The sequence below is a fragment of the Acidimicrobiia bacterium genome (genome assembly GCA_035948415.1).
GTDB lineage: Bacteria > Actinomycetota > Acidimicrobiia > IMCC26256 > PALSA-555 > PALSA-555.
The window spans coordinates 23,055-39,035 of the sequence record DASZJD010000003.1 but is presented as its reverse complement, the minus strand read 5'-3'; the positions used below and the strand labels follow the sequence as shown (position 1 = coordinate 39,035).

The 15,981-nt window shown below is 74.5% G+C and carries 17 protein-coding genes; 13 read left to right on the top strand and 4 right to left on the bottom strand.

Features of this window, described 5'->3' with window-relative positions:
* Positions 1–83 precede the first annotated feature (83 nt).
* Positions 84–1,157, bottom strand: coding sequence for a serine hydrolase domain-containing protein (locus tag VG869_00600; GenBank protein ID HEV3449678.1), 1,074 nt, complete (start codon positions 1,155–1,157; stop codon positions 84–86).
* A gap of 71 nt (positions 1,158–1,228) precedes the next feature.
* Between VG869_00600 and VG869_00595 the strand changes: the two genes are divergently transcribed.
* Complete coding sequence (locus tag VG869_00595; GenBank protein HEV3449677.1) at positions 1,229–3,271, top strand: ATP-dependent helicase; 2,043 nt, start codon at positions 1,229–1,231, stop codon at positions 3,269–3,271.
* 136 nt (positions 3,272–3,407) lie between these two features.
* Positions 3,408–3,893: a hypothetical protein gene (locus VG869_00590; protein ID HEV3449676.1), complete on the top strand. Its 486-nt coding sequence runs from the start codon at positions 3,408–3,410 to the stop codon at positions 3,891–3,893.
* Positions 3,894–3,914: 21 nt separating this feature from the next.
* Here the strand turns inward: VG869_00590 and VG869_00585 are convergent, their stop codons facing one another.
* Together VG869_00585 and VG869_00580 are read right to left on the bottom strand one after the other, a co-directional pair.
* On the bottom strand, positions 3,915–4,076 hold the full coding sequence (locus VG869_00585; GenBank protein HEV3449675.1) for a hypothetical protein: 162 nt from the start codon (positions 4,074–4,076) through the stop codon (positions 3,915–3,917).
* Positions 4,077–4,103: 27 nt separating this feature from the next.
* Positions 4,104–5,432 carry an RtcB family protein gene (locus VG869_00580; protein HEV3449674.1) on the bottom strand — a complete coding sequence of 443 codons (1,329 nt, stop codon included), beginning with the start codon at positions 5,430–5,432 and terminating at the stop codon, positions 4,104–4,106.
* Between the two features lie 236 nt (positions 5,433–5,668).
* Here VG869_00580 and VG869_00575 point away from each other — a divergent pair, with 236 nt between their 5' ends.
* The 11 genes from VG869_00575 to VG869_00525 all read left to right on the top strand — a co-directional run bounded on the left by VG869_00575 (position 5,669) and on the right by VG869_00525 (position 14,690).
* A complete protein-coding gene (locus VG869_00575; protein HEV3449673.1) occupies positions 5,669–6,079 on the top strand; it encodes a PaaI family thioesterase in 411 nt (136 codons plus the stop codon).
* 115 nt (positions 6,080–6,194) lie between these two features.
* Positions 6,195–6,665, top strand: a complete 471-nt coding sequence (locus VG869_00570; protein ID HEV3449672.1) for a hypothetical protein — start codon at positions 6,195–6,197, stop codon at positions 6,663–6,665.
* Between the two features lie 51 nt (positions 6,666–6,716).
* A complete protein-coding gene (locus VG869_00565; GenBank protein ID HEV3449671.1) occupies positions 6,717–6,956 on the top strand; it encodes a hypothetical protein in 240 nt (79 codons plus the stop codon).
* 65 nt (positions 6,957–7,021) lie between these two features.
* Positions 7,022–8,464 (top strand): amidohydrolase family protein, encoded by a 1,443-nt coding sequence (locus VG869_00560; GenBank protein ID HEV3449670.1) that lies wholly within the window; start codon positions 7,022–7,024, stop codon positions 8,462–8,464.
* Positions 8,465–8,508: 44 nt separating this feature from the next.
* Positions 8,509–9,414: an aldolase/citrate lyase family protein gene (locus VG869_00555; protein HEV3449669.1), complete on the top strand. Its 906-nt coding sequence runs from the start codon at positions 8,509–8,511 to the stop codon at positions 9,412–9,414.
* A gap of 194 nt (positions 9,415–9,608) precedes the next feature.
* Positions 9,609–11,675: a DUF2232 domain-containing protein gene (locus tag VG869_00550; GenBank protein HEV3449668.1), complete on the top strand. Its 2,067-nt coding sequence runs from the start codon at positions 9,609–9,611 to the stop codon at positions 11,673–11,675.
* Positions 11,672–12,502 carry an energy-coupling factor transporter transmembrane protein EcfT gene (locus VG869_00545; protein ID HEV3449667.1) on the top strand — a complete coding sequence of 277 codons (831 nt, stop codon included), beginning with the start codon at positions 11,672–11,674 and terminating at the stop codon, positions 12,500–12,502. Before VG869_00550 ends, VG869_00545 begins: the two co-directional genes overlap by 4 nt.
* A gap of 59 nt (positions 12,503–12,561) precedes the next feature.
* Entirely contained in the window at positions 12,562–13,599 is a 1,038-nt protein-coding gene (locus VG869_00540) for an alcohol dehydrogenase catalytic domain-containing protein (GenBank protein ID HEV3449666.1), read from the top strand.
* Positions 13,596–14,051 carry a hypothetical protein gene (locus VG869_00535; GenBank protein ID HEV3449665.1) on the top strand — a complete coding sequence of 152 codons (456 nt, stop codon included), beginning with the start codon at positions 13,596–13,598 and terminating at the stop codon, positions 14,049–14,051. Before VG869_00540 ends, VG869_00535 begins: the two co-directional genes overlap by 4 nt.
* 45 nt (positions 14,052–14,096) lie before the next feature.
* Positions 14,097–14,342 (top strand): carboxymuconolactone decarboxylase family protein, encoded by a 246-nt coding sequence (locus tag VG869_00530; GenBank protein ID HEV3449664.1) that lies wholly within the window; start codon positions 14,097–14,099, stop codon positions 14,340–14,342.
* On the top strand, positions 14,343–14,690 hold the full coding sequence (locus VG869_00525; GenBank protein HEV3449663.1) for a hypothetical protein: 348 nt from the start codon (positions 14,343–14,345) through the stop codon (positions 14,688–14,690).
* Between the two features lie 88 nt (positions 14,691–14,778).
* On the opposite strand, the gene VG869_00520 is transcribed toward VG869_00525, so the two are convergent.
* A complete protein-coding gene (locus VG869_00520; GenBank protein HEV3449662.1) occupies positions 14,779–15,951 on the bottom strand; it encodes a sulfotransferase in 1,173 nt (390 codons plus the stop codon).
* Positions 15,952–15,981 lie beyond the last annotated feature (30 nt).

The window sequence follows — 15,981 nt, the reverse complement described above, 5'->3', positions numbered from 1 at the left end:
TCCGTTGCACCGCCCTGGGACGGCGGCCACCGGCCGAAGGTGTAGCACGCCCGGTGCCGCCCCCGTCGGGCTCGTGCGCCCGCTCAGCCGAGGGCGGCCGCCAGCGTCCACGCCAAGCGAGCGATCCGCTGGGACGCGGGCACGGCGACGTCGGGGCCCCGCTCGTCGTCCACGGCGACGATCCCGAAGTTGGTGTGGTCGCGGTCGACCCAGGGGTAGAAGCCGAGGGCGCCGTTGCCGCTCGCGACGACAGTGCTGTCCATGGGCCCCGGGACGTCCCGCCACACGCCGAGTCCGTAGGTGGGGATGTTGGTGATCTGGACCGCGGCGTCGGCGCGCGTGTCCAGGCCCGCCACCTGGTCGGCCTCGATGTCTTGGACCGACGAGGGCGCGAGCACCTGACGGCCGTTCGCCTGCCCGAGATGGAGGACCATGTCGAGGTAGCGCGTCCAGTCGTCGACCGTCGAGATCGCCGAGGCGGCGGGATCCGGGTTGGGGGTCCGCCCCCGGCCGAGCTCGTCGAACCGGGTGTGGACCATCCCGACCGGCGCTCCGATCCGGTCCTCGAAGGCGCGCTCGAACGGCTCCCCCGTCGCGACCTCGATCACGCGGGCCGCCACCTCGTACCCGACGCTCGAGTAGTGGAACACGTGGCCGGGAGGGTGGGCCGGGGTCGACTGGGCGATCACGTGGACGCAGCCGGCGAGCGTCGTCAGGGGGTCACCGACACAGTCGGCGTCGGGCAGACCCGAAGTGTGGGACAGCAGCGAGCGGATCGTGATCGAAGCGTTCGGACCGCCGAAGTCCGTCAGGACTCGGGACACCGGCTCGTCGAGGCTGACGTGGCCGTCGTCGACGAGCGTCATCAGGGTCGCGGCCGTCAGCCACTTGCTCGCGGAGGCGATCGGGAGACGAGTCGTCGTGCGGAACGAGCCGAAGGTGCGTCGATGCAAGAGCGTGCGGTCGTGCACCATGACCAGCGCGCCGCCACGCTCATCACGCAGGCGTCTCCGCATCGCGTCGTCGACGCGGCGGAAGGGATCGGGCCGGGCCGGGCCGGCCCCGCTGGCCCCACCCCCGGTGACGCCCATCAGGCACCCGAGGAGCACGAGGCCGACGCCGGCCTGTCGTGCCCGCCGCCTCCGCTCGATCGGCACCCGGTGATCTTGGCCGCAGCCCGACCCGTCGGCGCCGCAAGGCCGAACGTACGTTCGTATACGCTGTCGGCGTGCTCGCCGCCACCGCCGAGGAGCTGAACCGGGCGCAGCGCTCGGTGGTCGAGCACGGCGACGGAGCCCTGCTCGTCGTGGCCGGAGCCGGCACCGGCAAGACCAAGACCCTGGCGGCCCGGGTCGCCACCCTCTTGCGTCGCGGGGTCCCGCCGGAGCGGATCTTGTTGCTCACGTTCACGCGCCGCGCCGCCGCCGAGATGCTGCGCCGCGCCGCCCGCTCCGCCGACCCGGCCTCGGCCCAGCGGGTGTGGGGCGGGACGTTCCACGCCGTCGGGCACCGGATCCTGCGCGTGCACGGCGCCGCGGTCGGTCTCGGCTCCGAGTTCAGCGTGCTGGATCCGGGCGACGCCGCCGATCTCATGGGGCTCGTGCGCAGCGAGCGCAGCGCGGCCCACGGCTCGGGGCGGTTCCCGCGCCAGGACACGCTCCTGGCGATCTACTCGCGGGTCGCCAACATGCAGCGGCCACTGCGCGAGGTGCTCGAGCGGACGTTCCCGTGGTGCGCCGGCGACGCGGCGACGATCGGGCAGGTCTTCAACGAGTACGTCGAGCGGAAGCGGGCGCAGCAGCTCCTCGACTTCGACGACCTGCTGCTGTTCTGGGCCGCGGCCGTGGCCCACTCGAGCGTCGGGCCCGTCCTCCGCCAGCTCTTCGACCACGTGCTCGTCGACGAGTACCAGGACACGAACGCCCTCCAGGCGGGCATCGTCCGAGCCATGGCGCGCGATGCCCATGGCGTGATGGTCGTCGGCGACGATGCGCAAGCGATCTATTCGTTTCGCGCCGCGACGGTGCAGAACATCCTGGCCTTCCCGAGCCAATACCCGGGCGCGTCGGTCATCGCCTTGGAAGAGAACTATCGCTCCACCCCGTCGGTGCTCGCGGTCGCCAACGCCGTGATCGCGGCAGCGTCAGCGCGCTTCGACAAGCAGCTGTGGTCGCGTCGACCCGACGCGCGCCGGCCTCGACTCGTCACGTGCGCCGACGAGCAGGCGCAGGCTGCCGCGGTGGTCGACACGGTCCTGGCGCACTACGAGGAGGGGATCGGGCTCCGGAACCAGGCGGTGCTGTTCCGCGCCGCCCACCACAGCGCCGTCGTCGAGCTCGAGCTCGGCCGTCGAAACGTCCCGTTCGTCAAGTACGGCGGTCTCCGCTTCCTCGAGGCGGCGCACATCAAGGACCTGCTGGCGCTCCTCCGTGTCCTGGACAACCCGTACGACGAGCTGGCGTGGTTCCGGGCCCTGCGCCTCGCCGACGGGGTCGGGCCCGGCCACGCCCGGCGCCTGCTCGCGACCCTCGGCGTCCGTCCCCACTCGGACGACGCGGCGACGGCGGCCGAACGTCTCCGGCGGGCGGCCCCGCGCGCGCCGAAGTCGGCGCAGGGGGAGCTCGCGGCCCTCGCCGACGGGTTGACCGCCTGCGCCGACGGCGACCCGGAGCCGACCCTGCAGATCCGGGCGCTCCGACCCGCGCTCGACCCGCTCCTTCGGCGTCGGTACGAGCGCGCCGAGGCCCGCCTGCGCGACCTCGAGGAGCTCGAGCACCTCGCCGCCGCGTATCGGACGCGGAGCCAGCTCGTGGCGGAGCTGACCCTCGACCCGCCCGCCGCGACCGGCGACCTGGCCGGGCCGCCGGCCCTCGACGAGGACTACCTCGTGCTGTCGACGGTGCACTCGGCCAAGGGCGGCGAGTGGGACGCCGTGCACATCATCCACGCTGCCGACGGCATGTTCCCGTCCGACCTGGCCACTCGAGACCCGGACGAGATCGAAGAGGAGCGGCGGCTGTTCTACGTCGCACTGACACGGGCCCGCGACCACCTCCACGTCTACTTCCCGCTGCGCTACTTCCACCGTCGATCCGGCGTCGACGACGCGCACCACTACGCGCAGCTCACGCGGTTCCTGCCGAGCGAGGCCCGTCGGCTCTTCGACTGCGCAGAGCACGGGCCGCGGCCGGCCCCGAGCGACGTCGCTCCCGGCCAGGGCGCGCCGGTCGGCCTCGACGTCGACGCCGCGCTCCGCTCGCTCTGGCGCTAGGCACATCGCGGCCACGGCTCGGGGCCGAGCCGCACAACCTGAGCGCCTGCGAAGCGGTGCGGCGTGCTCTTACCCGAGGTTCAGGTCGCCTGTCGCATGGTGCATCGCACCCGCCACCAGGAGAGGACGCGCCGCCATGCTCACCCATCGCTCGTCACCTGCAGTCCTGAGCGCCCGCGTCGGGCGATACCTCGCGGGGCTCGTGGCCATCCCGGCGCTCGTGGTCACGCTCGCGCCGCTGGCGTCGGCCCAGACGGGCTCGGGCACCGATCCCGCCGGGCCCCGTCCACCGCGTCTGACCGACGCCCAGCGCACGTGCCTGGCCCAGCACGGTGTGTCGCTGCCGACCCCCGGGCAGCGGCTGGCCCCGCCGACCGCCCAGCAGCGCGCCGCGTTCAAGGCCGCGGCGCAGGCCTGCGGCCTGCCCGCACCGAGCGGCGCGCCGCACCAGGTGCAACTCACGGACGCCCAGCGCACCTGCCTCGCCCAGCACGGGGTCCAGCCCCCGCCGAAGGACCCGCCGTCGGGCCCACCCACGGCTCAGCAGCTCGCCGTGTTCCGCGCCGCCGCGCAGGCCTGCGGGCTCCCGGCGCCGAGGGACCTGCCGCCGCCGCCGTCGTAGGGGGCGGTCGGAGGCCGTGCCCTACCGGGGGCCCCAAGCCGCCTCGAACTCGCGCATGCTGCCCGGGTGCTCGGTCCAGCGGGCGATCTTCCCGTCCCAGGCGACGAGGTGCGCGGTCTGGTACGCGACGGGACGGCAACCGTCGACGCCGACGCCCTCGGCGGCGCGCGACCGATCCGACACCGGTGGGGATCGCGTCGCGTGCGCGACTCACCGCCGGCGGGTTCGGCCCGCTCCTCGGCGCGGCGGGTCGGCGCCCTTGTAGGTCGCGAGCGGCGTGAGGCGCTGCACCGGCTCCACCAAGTCGGCCTGGGCCGCCATCACGGCGTCGAGGTCCTTGTACGCGCTCGGCATCTCGTCGAGGACTCCCTCCTCGTAGGCCGTGAAGACCTTGCCGCCGGCCGCGGCGACCCGGCCGAGCTCGTCGCGCAGCGACAGCTGACGGCGGGCTTGGCCTCGGCTGAGCGACCGTCCCGCGCCGTGGCTGCACGACGCGAACGAGTCCGGGTTGCCCAGCCCGCGTCCCAGGTACGAGCCCGTCCCCATCGAGCCGGGGATGATGGTCGGGTCGCCGGCCGCGGCCTTGACGGCCCCCTTGCGGTGCACCCACACCTCGCGGCCGAAGTGGCGCTCCCGAGTCGCGTCGTTGTGGTGGATGTTGATCGCCTCGTCCCAGCGCACGCTCCGAGGAAACCGGCGCTCGAGGATCGCGGCGACGACCTCGAGCATGCGTTGCCGATTGCGCTCGGCGTACCGGAGGGCGGCGCCGAGGGCCCGCTCGTAGGCGTGACCGACCCGCGCCCAGCGGTCGTCTCCTGCCCCGACGGGGAGGAACGCCAGGCCGGGATCCGCCAGCGCGACGCCGGCCTGCAGGCAGGCCGCTCGCGCCATGCGGTGGAAGTTGGCGCACACCAGGCTCCCGATCCCGCGAGACCCGGAGTGCAGCATGATCCAGACCCGCTCCTCCGGATCGGCGAGCAGCTCGATGAAGTGGTTGCCCGACCCGAGGGTCCCCGCCTGGGCTCGGCCGCGGTCGAAGAAGGCCGACCGGGTCAGGTCCCGGCCGCCGGCGTCGGACGCCGCCGACCTCGTCAGTCGAAGCTTCGACGCCGCCGCGGCGTCGTCGAGCGCCTCGAACGCCGACTCGAGCAGGTGCTCGACGTCGTCGTGTCGGCCCGGGTCACGGTGCGCGGCGGCGCCGGCGGGCACCGAGCCCTGGATGGAGCGCATCACGGTGTCGCGGGCTGAGCGGTCCGCCCGAGGATCGACCGCGAGCAGGGCCGCGCGTCCCACCGTCGTGGGAACGGCGGCGACCCCGCATCCGATGTCGTTGCCGACGGCGTAGGGGGCGACCGCATCGTCGAGGGCGAGCACGGCGCCGATGGGCACGCCGTAGCCCTGGTGTCCGTCCGCCATGACCGCGACGTGGTGGTAGGCGACCGACAGGGACGAGCAGTGCCGGGCCTGGGCGAGGGCGCCCGCCTCCAGCCGGGGCGCCCAGGTGTAGATCGGCAGGCCGTCACCATCGAGGACCTCCACCGAACCTCACCGCCTCTCGCGGTCGCGCGTCCACCGGTCCCACGCCCGAGGCTCGCACCGGCGGCGGATCGTGGCCACGACTGGCGCGGGCCCACGCCGCGCCGGGCGGCGACGCGGCGTTGCTTCGACGCGCGTCACCGGTCGAGCGTACCGGCGAGCGCAGCTCACGCGGTCGGACGATGGGCCATGATCCCTGCGTGAGTGAACGACCCACGTTCGAGCAGTTCGACCCCGCGGTGGCGGCGTCGCTCGGCAACCTCCCGGACAACGTCGGTGGCCTCCCGGGCTACCTCGGGATCCGTCACGCCGAGGTGGGCCCCGGGACCCTGCGGGCCGAGCTCGACGTCCGCGACGAGCTGAAGACGCCGTTCGGCAACCTGCACGGCGGTGTCATCGCCGCGCTCTGCGACCACGTGCTCGGAACCGTCTGCTACCCGGTGATCCCCCGCGGCGCGTGGGCCGCGACCACGGAGTTCAAGCTGAACTACCTGGCGCCGGTCACCGCCGGGACGCTGGCGGCGACGGCGGAGATCGCCTCGCTCTCGAGCCGCACCGCGGTAGTTCGAATCGAGGTGCGGAACGACGGACGGCTGGTGTGCGCGGCGCAGGGCACGGTGCTGGTGATGCCGCCCCGCCCTCGGTCCTGAGCCCGCCGCCGCGCCGACCCTGGCCCTGCGGGTCGAGCGCCACGCCACGCGCCGTTCGAGGCCGCCGCCGGCTGTCGCGCCTGCTACGACGGTGCAATCGCCGAGGAGGTGGCTGGTGATCCGCGGTGAGGGAACAGCGTTCGTCCAGGGCGTGTCAGCCCAAGAGGCCTTCGACTTCGTCCTGGACCCGGCCCAGTACACGAAGGCCGACACGAAGATGGTCTGGGTCACCAAGCTCGGCAATGTCCCCGACGGCATGATCGCCCGCGAGGACGGCCGCTTCCTCGGCCGACTGCCGGGCTCGGTCATCACCCGCTACCACTGGGACGAGCCGCGCCGGATCGACGTCACCCTCGAGCACGGCGTGCCGCGCGCGCTCCACGCTTGGTTCGACATCGAGGACGTCGACGGCGGGGTCCGGATCCATCACGTCGAGGAGCTGGACCTGGGCCTCGGCGTCCTGGGCCGGCTGCACGACCTGGTCGCCGGTCGCTGGTTCGCGGACGCCGTCCGGTCCGAGGTCGCGGAGATCGCTCGGCTCCTCGACGCCGGCGAGCGCGGCCGCGGTCGCGGCGCGCACGAGTAGCCCGGCTCGGCCGAGCTCCCGCGCGCCGCGCCGGGCCGTACGCTCCCTCCCGTGGACGCGCACGTCCCTGCCGCCGCGCGCGGGCTGATTCTGGTGTTCGTCGCCGCCTTGGCCTTCTTCGGCTTCGTCGTCGGCTCGGGGATCCTCGGGGGCGTCGGCCAGGCGCTCCTCGGGCTCGTGTTCGGCGCCGCCGCCCTCCTCTACGTGTGGCATCGGCTCGACCGCCCCACCCGTCGGCGCCTGGTGGAGCACGCGCGGCGCCTCCTGCCCCGCGCGCCCACCGGTCGCTGAGTCGCGCCCGTCGCCCGCGCCCGCCCAAACGCGGTTGAATGGCCGCCCGGGACCGGCGAGGAGCCATGACGACGACCACCTCGATCCCAGCCGCGTCGGTGCGGGCGACGGTCGGGCACCCCATCATCGACGCCGACGGCCACTTCGTGGAGATCGGCCCGATCCTCGACGACGAGCTCATCGCCGCGCTCGAGGACTTCGGCGGCGCCGCCCTCCGCGACCGGTTCCGCGCCGGCCGCGTCGCGCCGACCGACACGGCTTCGAACCTCAGCGACCGCGCTGACCCCGCCGTGCGTCGCGAGTGGCGGGCGATGCCCTCCTGGTGGGGCTGGCCCACCCACGACGCCCGGGACCGGGCGACCGCCCACCTCCCCGCGCTGCTGTACGAGCGGCTCGACGAGCTCGGCATCGACTTCACGATCCTGTACCCGTCGATGACCCTCGCCTTCTTCGAAGAGACGGACGAGGAGCTCTCCTCCGCGCTGTGCCGCGCCGCCAACCGGTCTCACGCCCGCCGGTTCGCGCCGTACCGCGACCGCTGCACCGTCGGGGCCCTCGTCCCGATGAACACGCCTCAGCAGGCGATCGCAGAGCTCGAGTACGCGGTCGGGAACCTCGGCATGAAGTCGGCGCTCATCGCCGGCTATGCCCGCCGGTCGGTCGGGCGTGATTCGTACCGGCTCGACATGTTCGGCCTCGACAGCCCGTACGACTACGACCCGTTCTGGGCCCGATGCGTCGAGCTCGGCGTCGCGCCCGTGTTCCACAGCTCCCTCCAGCACCACCGCGTCACCCGGTCGATCTCGAACTACGTGTACAACCACGTCAACGGCCTCGCCGCCGCGCACGAGTCGCTCTGCAAGTCGCTGTTCCTCGGCGGCGTGACCCGACGGTTCCCCACCCTGCGGGTCGGCTTCCTCGAAGGGGGCGTGGCGTGGGCGTGCGCGCTGTTCGCGGGGCTGGTCGGCCACTGGGAGAAGCGGAACCGTGACGCCATCGGCGGGCTCGACCCCGACCGCCTCGACGTCGACGAGCTCCTCCGCTACTTCGCCGTCTACGGCGACGACACCGTCCGGGCGCGCCTCGATCGCCTCCGCGACTACTTCGGTCGTCCGGCGGCCCGCCCCGCCGAGGTCGACGAGTTCGCCGCCTGCGCGATCGACGAGCCCGCCGACCTCCGGGCGCTCTTCGAGCCGCACTTCTACTTCGGGTGCGAGGCCGACGACCCGCTCGTGGCGTGGGCCTTCCGGGACGACGTCAACCCGCTCGGCGCCCGGCTACGCCCGGTCCTGGGATCCGACATCTCCCATTGGGACGTGCCCGACATGACCGAGCCCGTGGCGGAGGCGTTCGGGCTCGTGGAGCGCGGGCTGCTCACCGCCGACGAGTTCCGGCAGCTCACGTTCGTGAACCCGGTGCGTCTCCACGCCACCCGGAACCCCTCGTTCTTCGGCGGGACGGTGTGCGAGGAGTCGGCGGCGGCGCTGCTCGCGGCCGAGCCGGGCTGATCGGGGCCCGCGTGCGGAAGGAGTCGGCTCGCCCACTGCGTTCGGTGTTGTTCGTCCGCGGCGACCAGTCGGCGGCGCTGTCGAGCGCCGTGTCGTCGGGGGCCGACTCGATCGTCATCGACCTCGAGGAGCCGCGGACCCCGTTCCCCGAGCCCGCCCGCGAGGAGGCCCGCGTGGTGGCGCGCGGCTTCCTCGACCAGCTCCCCGGCGACGGCCGCCGGCCGGCGGTGTTCGCCCGCGTCCAGCCGCCGGCGACCGGCCAGACCCTCAAGGACCTGCGGGCCGTCGTGGGCCCGTCGCTCACCGGGGTCCTGGTCCCGAAGGTCCACGGCCCGGCCGACATCCACGCCGCCGACGCCCTCCTGACCTGCATGGAGGTCGAGCACGAGCTCGCGCTCGGCTCGATCGCGATCTACCCGGTCCTCGAGACCGCGTCGGCGATCCGCTGCGCCTACGACATCGCCGTCGCCTCCCCACGGGTCGCGTACATGGGAGGAGCCGTGTCGCGTTTCGGGGACATCCATCAGGCGCTCGGCTACCGGTGGACACCGGAGGGGCGCGAGACCCTCTTCCTCCGCTCGAAGGTCCTCGTCGACGCGCGCGCGGCCGGGATCCGCTACCCGATCAGCGGGATGTGGGGTGGCGGGCGCGAGGACCTGGCCGGCCTCCGGGCCTGGGCGACCCAGCTGCGCGACCTCGGCTACTACGGGATGATGCTCGGCGACGCGGTGCACGTCCCGCTCGTGCACGAGATCTTCACCCCCACCGACGCCGAGATCGCTTACTGGCAGGACCTCGACCGTCTGGCCCGCGACGCGGAGGCGGACGGTGGCGGCCCCATCACCTACGGCGACCCCGGCCAGGGCGAGGGCCATGTCGTCCACATCGCCCACGTGGGCTCGGCCCGCCAGAACCTGCGCTGGGCCCGAGAGCTGGGGGTGGCGCCCTGATCGGTCCGATCCTCGGGCGCCGCGGGTGGCGTGCCCTCGACGGTCCGCACGCGGGGGGCATCGAGGAGAACTCGTGCCGACCGCCAGGGCACGCACGCAGTCTCCGACGCGCGCCCTGAGACGTCGCTGAGAGCGGCGGGCCAAGGCGTCCGCCCGCGTCCCGACTCGACGCCTCGTCGTGGAAGGCTGCGCGGATGCACGAGCCGCCGGTGAGCACCTCGCCGCGGCGTCGCCGCGGCGGGCGCCTCCGCGCCGACGAGCTCGCCGAGGCGGTGGTGCTCGCCGACCTCTCGCTCGTGCTCTGCCTGCTCGGGCACGTGCTGCCGCTCGCGACGATCCTGGTGGCGGCGGCGGTGGTGCCGATGGCAACCGTCGCCGTCCGGCACCGCCTCCGCGCCGTCATCGCCGGCGCGGCGGCGGCCAGCGCGATCGGCTTCCTGATCGCCGGCGCCGGCCTCGTGCCCTCGATCGTCGGGTGTGCGGCGGTGGGCGCGGTCGTCGGCGCGTCGGCGCGTCGCTCCTGGGGCCTGGCGCGAACGGTGGAGGTCGGCGTCGTCGTGCTCTGGCCGCCGGCGGCCGCGCTCGCCACGGGCGCCCTCTTCGTGCTCGCCGACCTGCGCCGGCTGGCCCTGGTCCAGGTGACGAACTCGTGGCGCGGCACGAGCCAGACCCTGCGCGACCTCGGCGTCGTCGGGCTGGCCCGCGCCGGGGACGAGGTGGTGCGCTGGGCGACGCGCGACTGGTGGGCGAGCGTCTCGGTGGCGCTGCTCGGCGCCACCGCCGGCAGCGTCGCGCTGGCGTGGCTCATCGCCCACCCGACGCTCCGACGCGTGCGCGCCGCCGTCGGCGAGCCGAGCGGCGACGCGCCCCCCGACCCGGCCGAGGCCGGAGGGCGGCCCGACCCCGTCCCGGTCGAGCTGCGCGACGTGGAGTACCGGTACGGCGCCCGCGCGCCCGCGGTGCACGGCGTGTCGCTGACCGCGCCCACGGGGGCCTTTCTCGCCCTGGTGGGGCCGAACGGAGCGGGCAAGTCGACGCTGGCGCGGATCCTGGTCGGGCGTCCGCCGACCGGCGGCGCCGTCGCGCGGCCCGGGCCGGTCGGCCTCGGTCGCCGCCACGGCAGCGCCATCGTGTTCCAGCGTCCCGAGGCGCAGGTGCTCGGGGTCCGCGTGCGCGACGACGTCGTGTGGGGCGTGCCGGTCGACGCCGCCGTCGACGTCGAGGGCATCCTCGACCGGGTCGGGCTGGGGGACCTCGCCGACCGTGACACGTCGACGCTGTCGGGCGGTGAGCTGCAACGGCTGGCGATCGGCGCGGCGCTGGCTCGAGGGCCGCGGCTGCTCGTCTCCGACGAGTCGACCGCGATGGTCGATCCCGAGGGCCGGGAGACGCTCGTCGAGCTGCTCCGCGACCTCACGACGGCCGACGGCGTGACCGTCGTGCACGTGACGCACCGGCGCGCCGAGTGCCGCGCCGCCGACCAGGTGCTGGCGCTCGACGCCGGTCGACTCGTGGTCGGGCCCGAGCCACCGGCGGCGCCGAGCCGCGCACGCGTCACGGACGGAGCCGCGCGCCGTCACCCCACCACGGCCGAGCCGGTCCTGTCGCTGCGCGGCGTCGGTCACGAGTACGCCCGCGGGACGCCGTGGGTCGTTCGTGCCCTCCGGGACGTCGACCTCGAGCTCGGCGCGGGCGAGGGCCTGCTCGTGCTCGGGCGCAACGGCTCGGGCAAGTCCACCCTGGCGTGGATCCTCGCCGGGCTCATCGAGCCCACCGACGGCGCGGCGCGGCTCGGCGGTCGACCCCTCCAAGCGTGCACCGGTCAGGTCGCGCTGGCGCTCCAGCACGCCCGCCTGCAGCTCCTCCGATCCACGGTCGGCGCCGACGTCTCGGCCGCCTCGGGCGCCGATCCCGCGACCGTCGCCGCCGCCCTCGAGGCGGTCGGCCTCGATCCGGCGGCCTTCGCGACCCGCCGGGTCGACGAGCTGAGCGGGGGCGAGACCCGCCGCGTCGCCCTCGCTGGGATGCTCGCGCGCCACCCTCGCGTGCTCGTCCTCGACGAGCCGTTCGCCGGACTCGACGACGCCGGCCGCGAGTCGCTGGGCGCGCTGCTCGTCCGTCTCCGCGCGTCGGGCGTCACGGTGGTGGTCGTGTCGCACGACCCCGACCTGCCCGACGACCTCGTCGAGCGAGTGCTCGAGCTCGAGCACGGGCGGGTGGTCCACCTCGGTCCACGCCGCGACCAGCGGGCCCGGCGATGACCGTCGACGCGGGCGCCGGTCCCGCCACCCGGCGACGGCGCCGACCGGAGCTGATCGTCCTGCGACTCCTGCCGGGCCACTCGCCCGTGCACCGGCTCTGGGCCGGCACGAAGCTCCTCGTCGTCGTGGCGCTGGCGGTGCTGGTCTCGGTCCGCCCGTCGTGGACGTCCCTCGTGGTCGCGGCGGCCTTCGTGGCCGTCGGGGCGCTCGCAGCGCGCGTGCCCGCGGGCGCCGTCCCTCGCCTCCCGCGGTGGGTCTTCGTGCTGCTCGGCGTCAACGCCCTGCTCACGCTGCGCGCCGGCCGGCCGCCGCTGGTCCACGTGGGCACCCTCGCCCTCAGCCTCGGCGGCCTCGAGGACTTCCTCCTCTTCACCGGGCTCGCCGTCGTGCTCCTCTCGGCGGCGCTGCTCGTCGGCTGGACCACCCCCCTCGGCGAGGTGGCGCCGGCGCTGGCGACGCTGGCGGCGCCGCTCCGACGACTGCGGGTGCCGGTCGACGAGTGGGTGGTCGCCGTCGGGCTCGCCATCCGGTCGCTGCCGCTGCTCGTCGACGAGATCCGGACCCTCGTCGCCGTGACACGGCTTCGCCGGCCGCCCCGCCGGGACCGCACGCTCTCCCGCGACCGCGTCCGCGCCGCCGCCCGTGAGATCCAGGGTGTGCTCGGCACCGCGGTGGTGGTGGCGCTGCGGCGGGCCCGGGACCTCGCCGACGCCATCGACGCTCGGGGCGGGGTGAGCGCCCGGGCCGCGTCCTCCTTCCCCCGCCGAGGCGACATCGTCGTCCTCGCCGCGACGGTCGCCGTGGTCGCCGCCGCCATCGTCGTGTGACCCCGTGCGGCGCCGACTCGTCGGCACGCGCCGGGCGGTCGCCCTACGCTCCGCTCCGCATGCCTCCCGACATCATGCCGGCCGCGGTCTACGTCGGGCAGGGCAACCTGGAGGTCCGCCCCGTCCCGGTGCCGCCGATCGGACCGGACGACGTGCTCGTCGAGGTGTCGCACTGCGGGATCTGCGGCACCGACCTGCACCTCGTCCTCGAGCAGTACGCCCGACCGGGCGCGGTGCTCGGCCACGAGTGGGCGGGCACCGTCGCCGCCGTCGGCGAGCACGTCGACGGCTGGGCGCTCGGGACGCCGGTCGTCGCCGGACCGGAGCCCGGCTGCGGGCAGTGTCGGCCCTGCCGTCGAGGGCGCCCGTCGGTGTGCCTGCGCAGGCCCGCCCCCGACTACCTCGGGTTCAACGGGGCGTTCTGCCGGTTCGTGCGGGCCCAGGCCAGCCGGCTGCTCCGGGTGCCCGAGGGACTCACGCTTCGCGCCGCGGCGCTCACCGAGCCGACCGCGATCGCCCTCCACGCGGCGCACCTCGCCGGCGTGACCGACGCCGACCGGGTGCTCGTGACGGGCGCCGGGCCGGTCGGCCTCCTCATCACCGCGGTGCTCCGGAGCCTGGGCGTGGATGACGTGACGGTCTCCGAGCCCGCCGCGGTGCGGCGCCGGCGCGCGCTCGAGGTCGGCGCCACGCGGACGCTCACCCCGGAGGACCTGCCCCCGGTCCCGATCGGCCGCACCGCGGAGCACCCGTTCACGGTCGCGTTCGAGTGCTCGGGGCGACCCGGCGCGGCGGCGGCGGCCTTGGACCACCTCGACTGCGCCGGCACGCTGGTGTTCGTGGGGACCGGCCACGACTGGCCCCGTGTGAACCACAACCGGATGATCGTGCTCGAGCTCACCGCGATCGGCGCGTACAACTACGACGCCGACGGATGGGCTCCCGCCCTCGAGATGCTGGCGTCCGGCCGCCTGCCCGTCGACCTGCTCGTCGAGCCGACCGACATCGGGCTCGACGGGCTGCTGCCCGCGATGCAGCTCCTGGCCCGCGGCGAGCGCGCGGCCAAGGTGCTCGTCCGGCCGGGAGCGGCGTCGTGAGCGACGCCGCTCGACCGGCGCGGCTGAACCACGTGGCGCTCAGCCTCGACCCGGCGGTCCTCGACGACGCCGGACGGGCCGAGATCCTCGCCTTCTACGGCGACGTGTTCGGCTGGACCGAGGGCGACAACACCGGCGAGTCGGGGAACCCCCTCATCCTCTACACCGGCGTCTTCGCGCAGTTCATCTACCTGCTCCCGGCCGACCCGTACGTCGTGGCGCCGCCCCTCGACCACTTCGGGCTGCAGGTCGACACCCGAGCCGAGCTCGAGGCGACGGTCGAGCGGGCGAAGCGACGCCAGCGGCAGGACCCTCGCGTCCGAGTCATCGACGTGGCGTCCCGCCGGACCCCGGGTCCCGCTTCGGACTACATCCTGACCAGCGCCTACATCGGGTTCTTGCTCCCCCTGATGGTCGAGCTCCAGCACCTCGAGCGCGTCGATCGGGCCTGAGGCGGCGGGCGCCTCCCGTACCATCGGCCCCGGCGGAGGAGGACGATGACGAGGATCCCGCTCGTCGGCCCCGACGACGAGCACGTCGACCCCAAGACGCGCGCGCTGCTCCAGGGCCTGGCCGCAACCGGTGCGGACTTCAACGTCATCCGGGCCCTCGCCAACCACCCCGCGATCCTCGACGGGTTCATGCGCTTCAGCGCCGCGGCCTACTGGGGCTCGTCGATCGACCCGCCCCTCCGGGAGCTCGCGTACCTGACCGCGTCGACCGAGAACCGCTGCCACTACTGAGTGCCCACCCACCGGGCGCTCGGTCGGAGCGTCGGACTCAGCGAGGCCCAGCTCGCCGCCGTCGGCGAGCCCGAGCCGCCCGACGGGTCGCTCTCGCCCGTCGAGCGGGCCGTGGTCGAGTACGCCCGGCTGCTCACGCGCGGCGACGCGATCGACGACGACCGCTACGCCGAGCTCCGGCGCTACTTCACGCTCCCGCAGCTCATGGAGCTGTGCTGCACGATCGGCGTGGCGAACGTCGTGAACCGCTTCCACGCCACCTTCCACACGCCGCTCGACGAGCGGACGCGGGCCAGCCTGGCCGACGGCTCGCCGCTGGGCGTGCCCGCGGAGCCCGGCGCGAGCTGATCCGTTACGCGCCACGCGTCGGTCGCCCAGGCCGATGCCTCGGCCCGGCCCGTGGCTCAGCGCGGCTCGGCGACGACGCCGGAGCGGTTCACGGCACCGGCTCGGGGGTGACGTCGAAGTACTCCTGGTAGCGACGGGCCCGCTCGCGGATCTCGTCGACCGGCAGACCGGTGTCGGCCCAGGAGTAGCGATGGGCGCCGTGCTGGTTCTGGCCGTGGTCGGCGAGGAAGGCGCCCATGCGACCCTCGGTTGCGGGGGTGAGCTCGACGCCCCAGCGGTCGTAGAGGTCGCGCACGGCGGCCAGGGGGTCGGCGACGAAGGCGACGTAGTCGAGGTCCACGACCCGGTCCGGTGGGATCGTGCCGTCCTGGCGGGCGTCGACGGCGCGGTCGAGCGCGTCGAGGATGCTGTCGGTCCACTCGTGGGCCACGGCGGCGATCGTGACGTCGCTGCTCCCGGTGCGCCGAACGGTGGCGAACAGCGACGAGATCGACGCGATGACGCGCAGCGGGTCGCGGTGGGTCTGGATCATCGTCGCGTTCGGGTACTCGGCGACCAGCGCGGGGAGCGCCCACAGGTGGGCCCCAGACTTCACCACCCAGCGCTCGGCGGGGTCGCGCCACTGCAGCAGCTGCAGGAACCGGCGGTGCCAGCGGTACGCGGGGGCGAGGTCGGCCTCCCGGGTCAGCCACCGCAGGTAGGAGGGGAGGCTGAACTGGCTGAGGAAGATGAGGCTGGCGAACTCGCTGCCGGTGATGCAGATGCACTCCTGCCCGAGGCGGGCTCCGGTGGGGTGCATGGTCTTGAACTCGGGATGGAGCTGGTCGAGGGCGTCGATGTGGGCCTGGACCTCGGCGATCCGGGGGTCGGTGTCCGCCGCGGCCCGCTCCGGCGGCGGGCACGGCCGGTCGACCTCCCAGGTTCGAGGGATCCGGTTGGCGGGGTCCTGGCCGAGCAGGTCGTGGAGGATCGTCGTGCCGGTGCGCCCCATCCCGATCATCACCACCGGCGGGGTGACGTCGGCGGCGCCGATCTCGGGGTGACGCCGGTGCCAGTCGGTGATCTCGAGCCGGTTCACGAGGTGGGTCAGGAGCACCTCGGGCGCCATCGCCTCACCGACCGCGTTGAGGCGGGCCTCCGCGGTGAGCCCGTCGACCAGGCGGTCCAGGCCGAGCCGGAACGTGTCACCGCCGAAGTCGTCGAGCCCGGTCCGCTCGCAGGCCAGCTCGACGAGGCGCTCGCCGCTGAGGGCGTCAGCCATGTCGTCCCCCTCCTCGAGCGGACACTATGG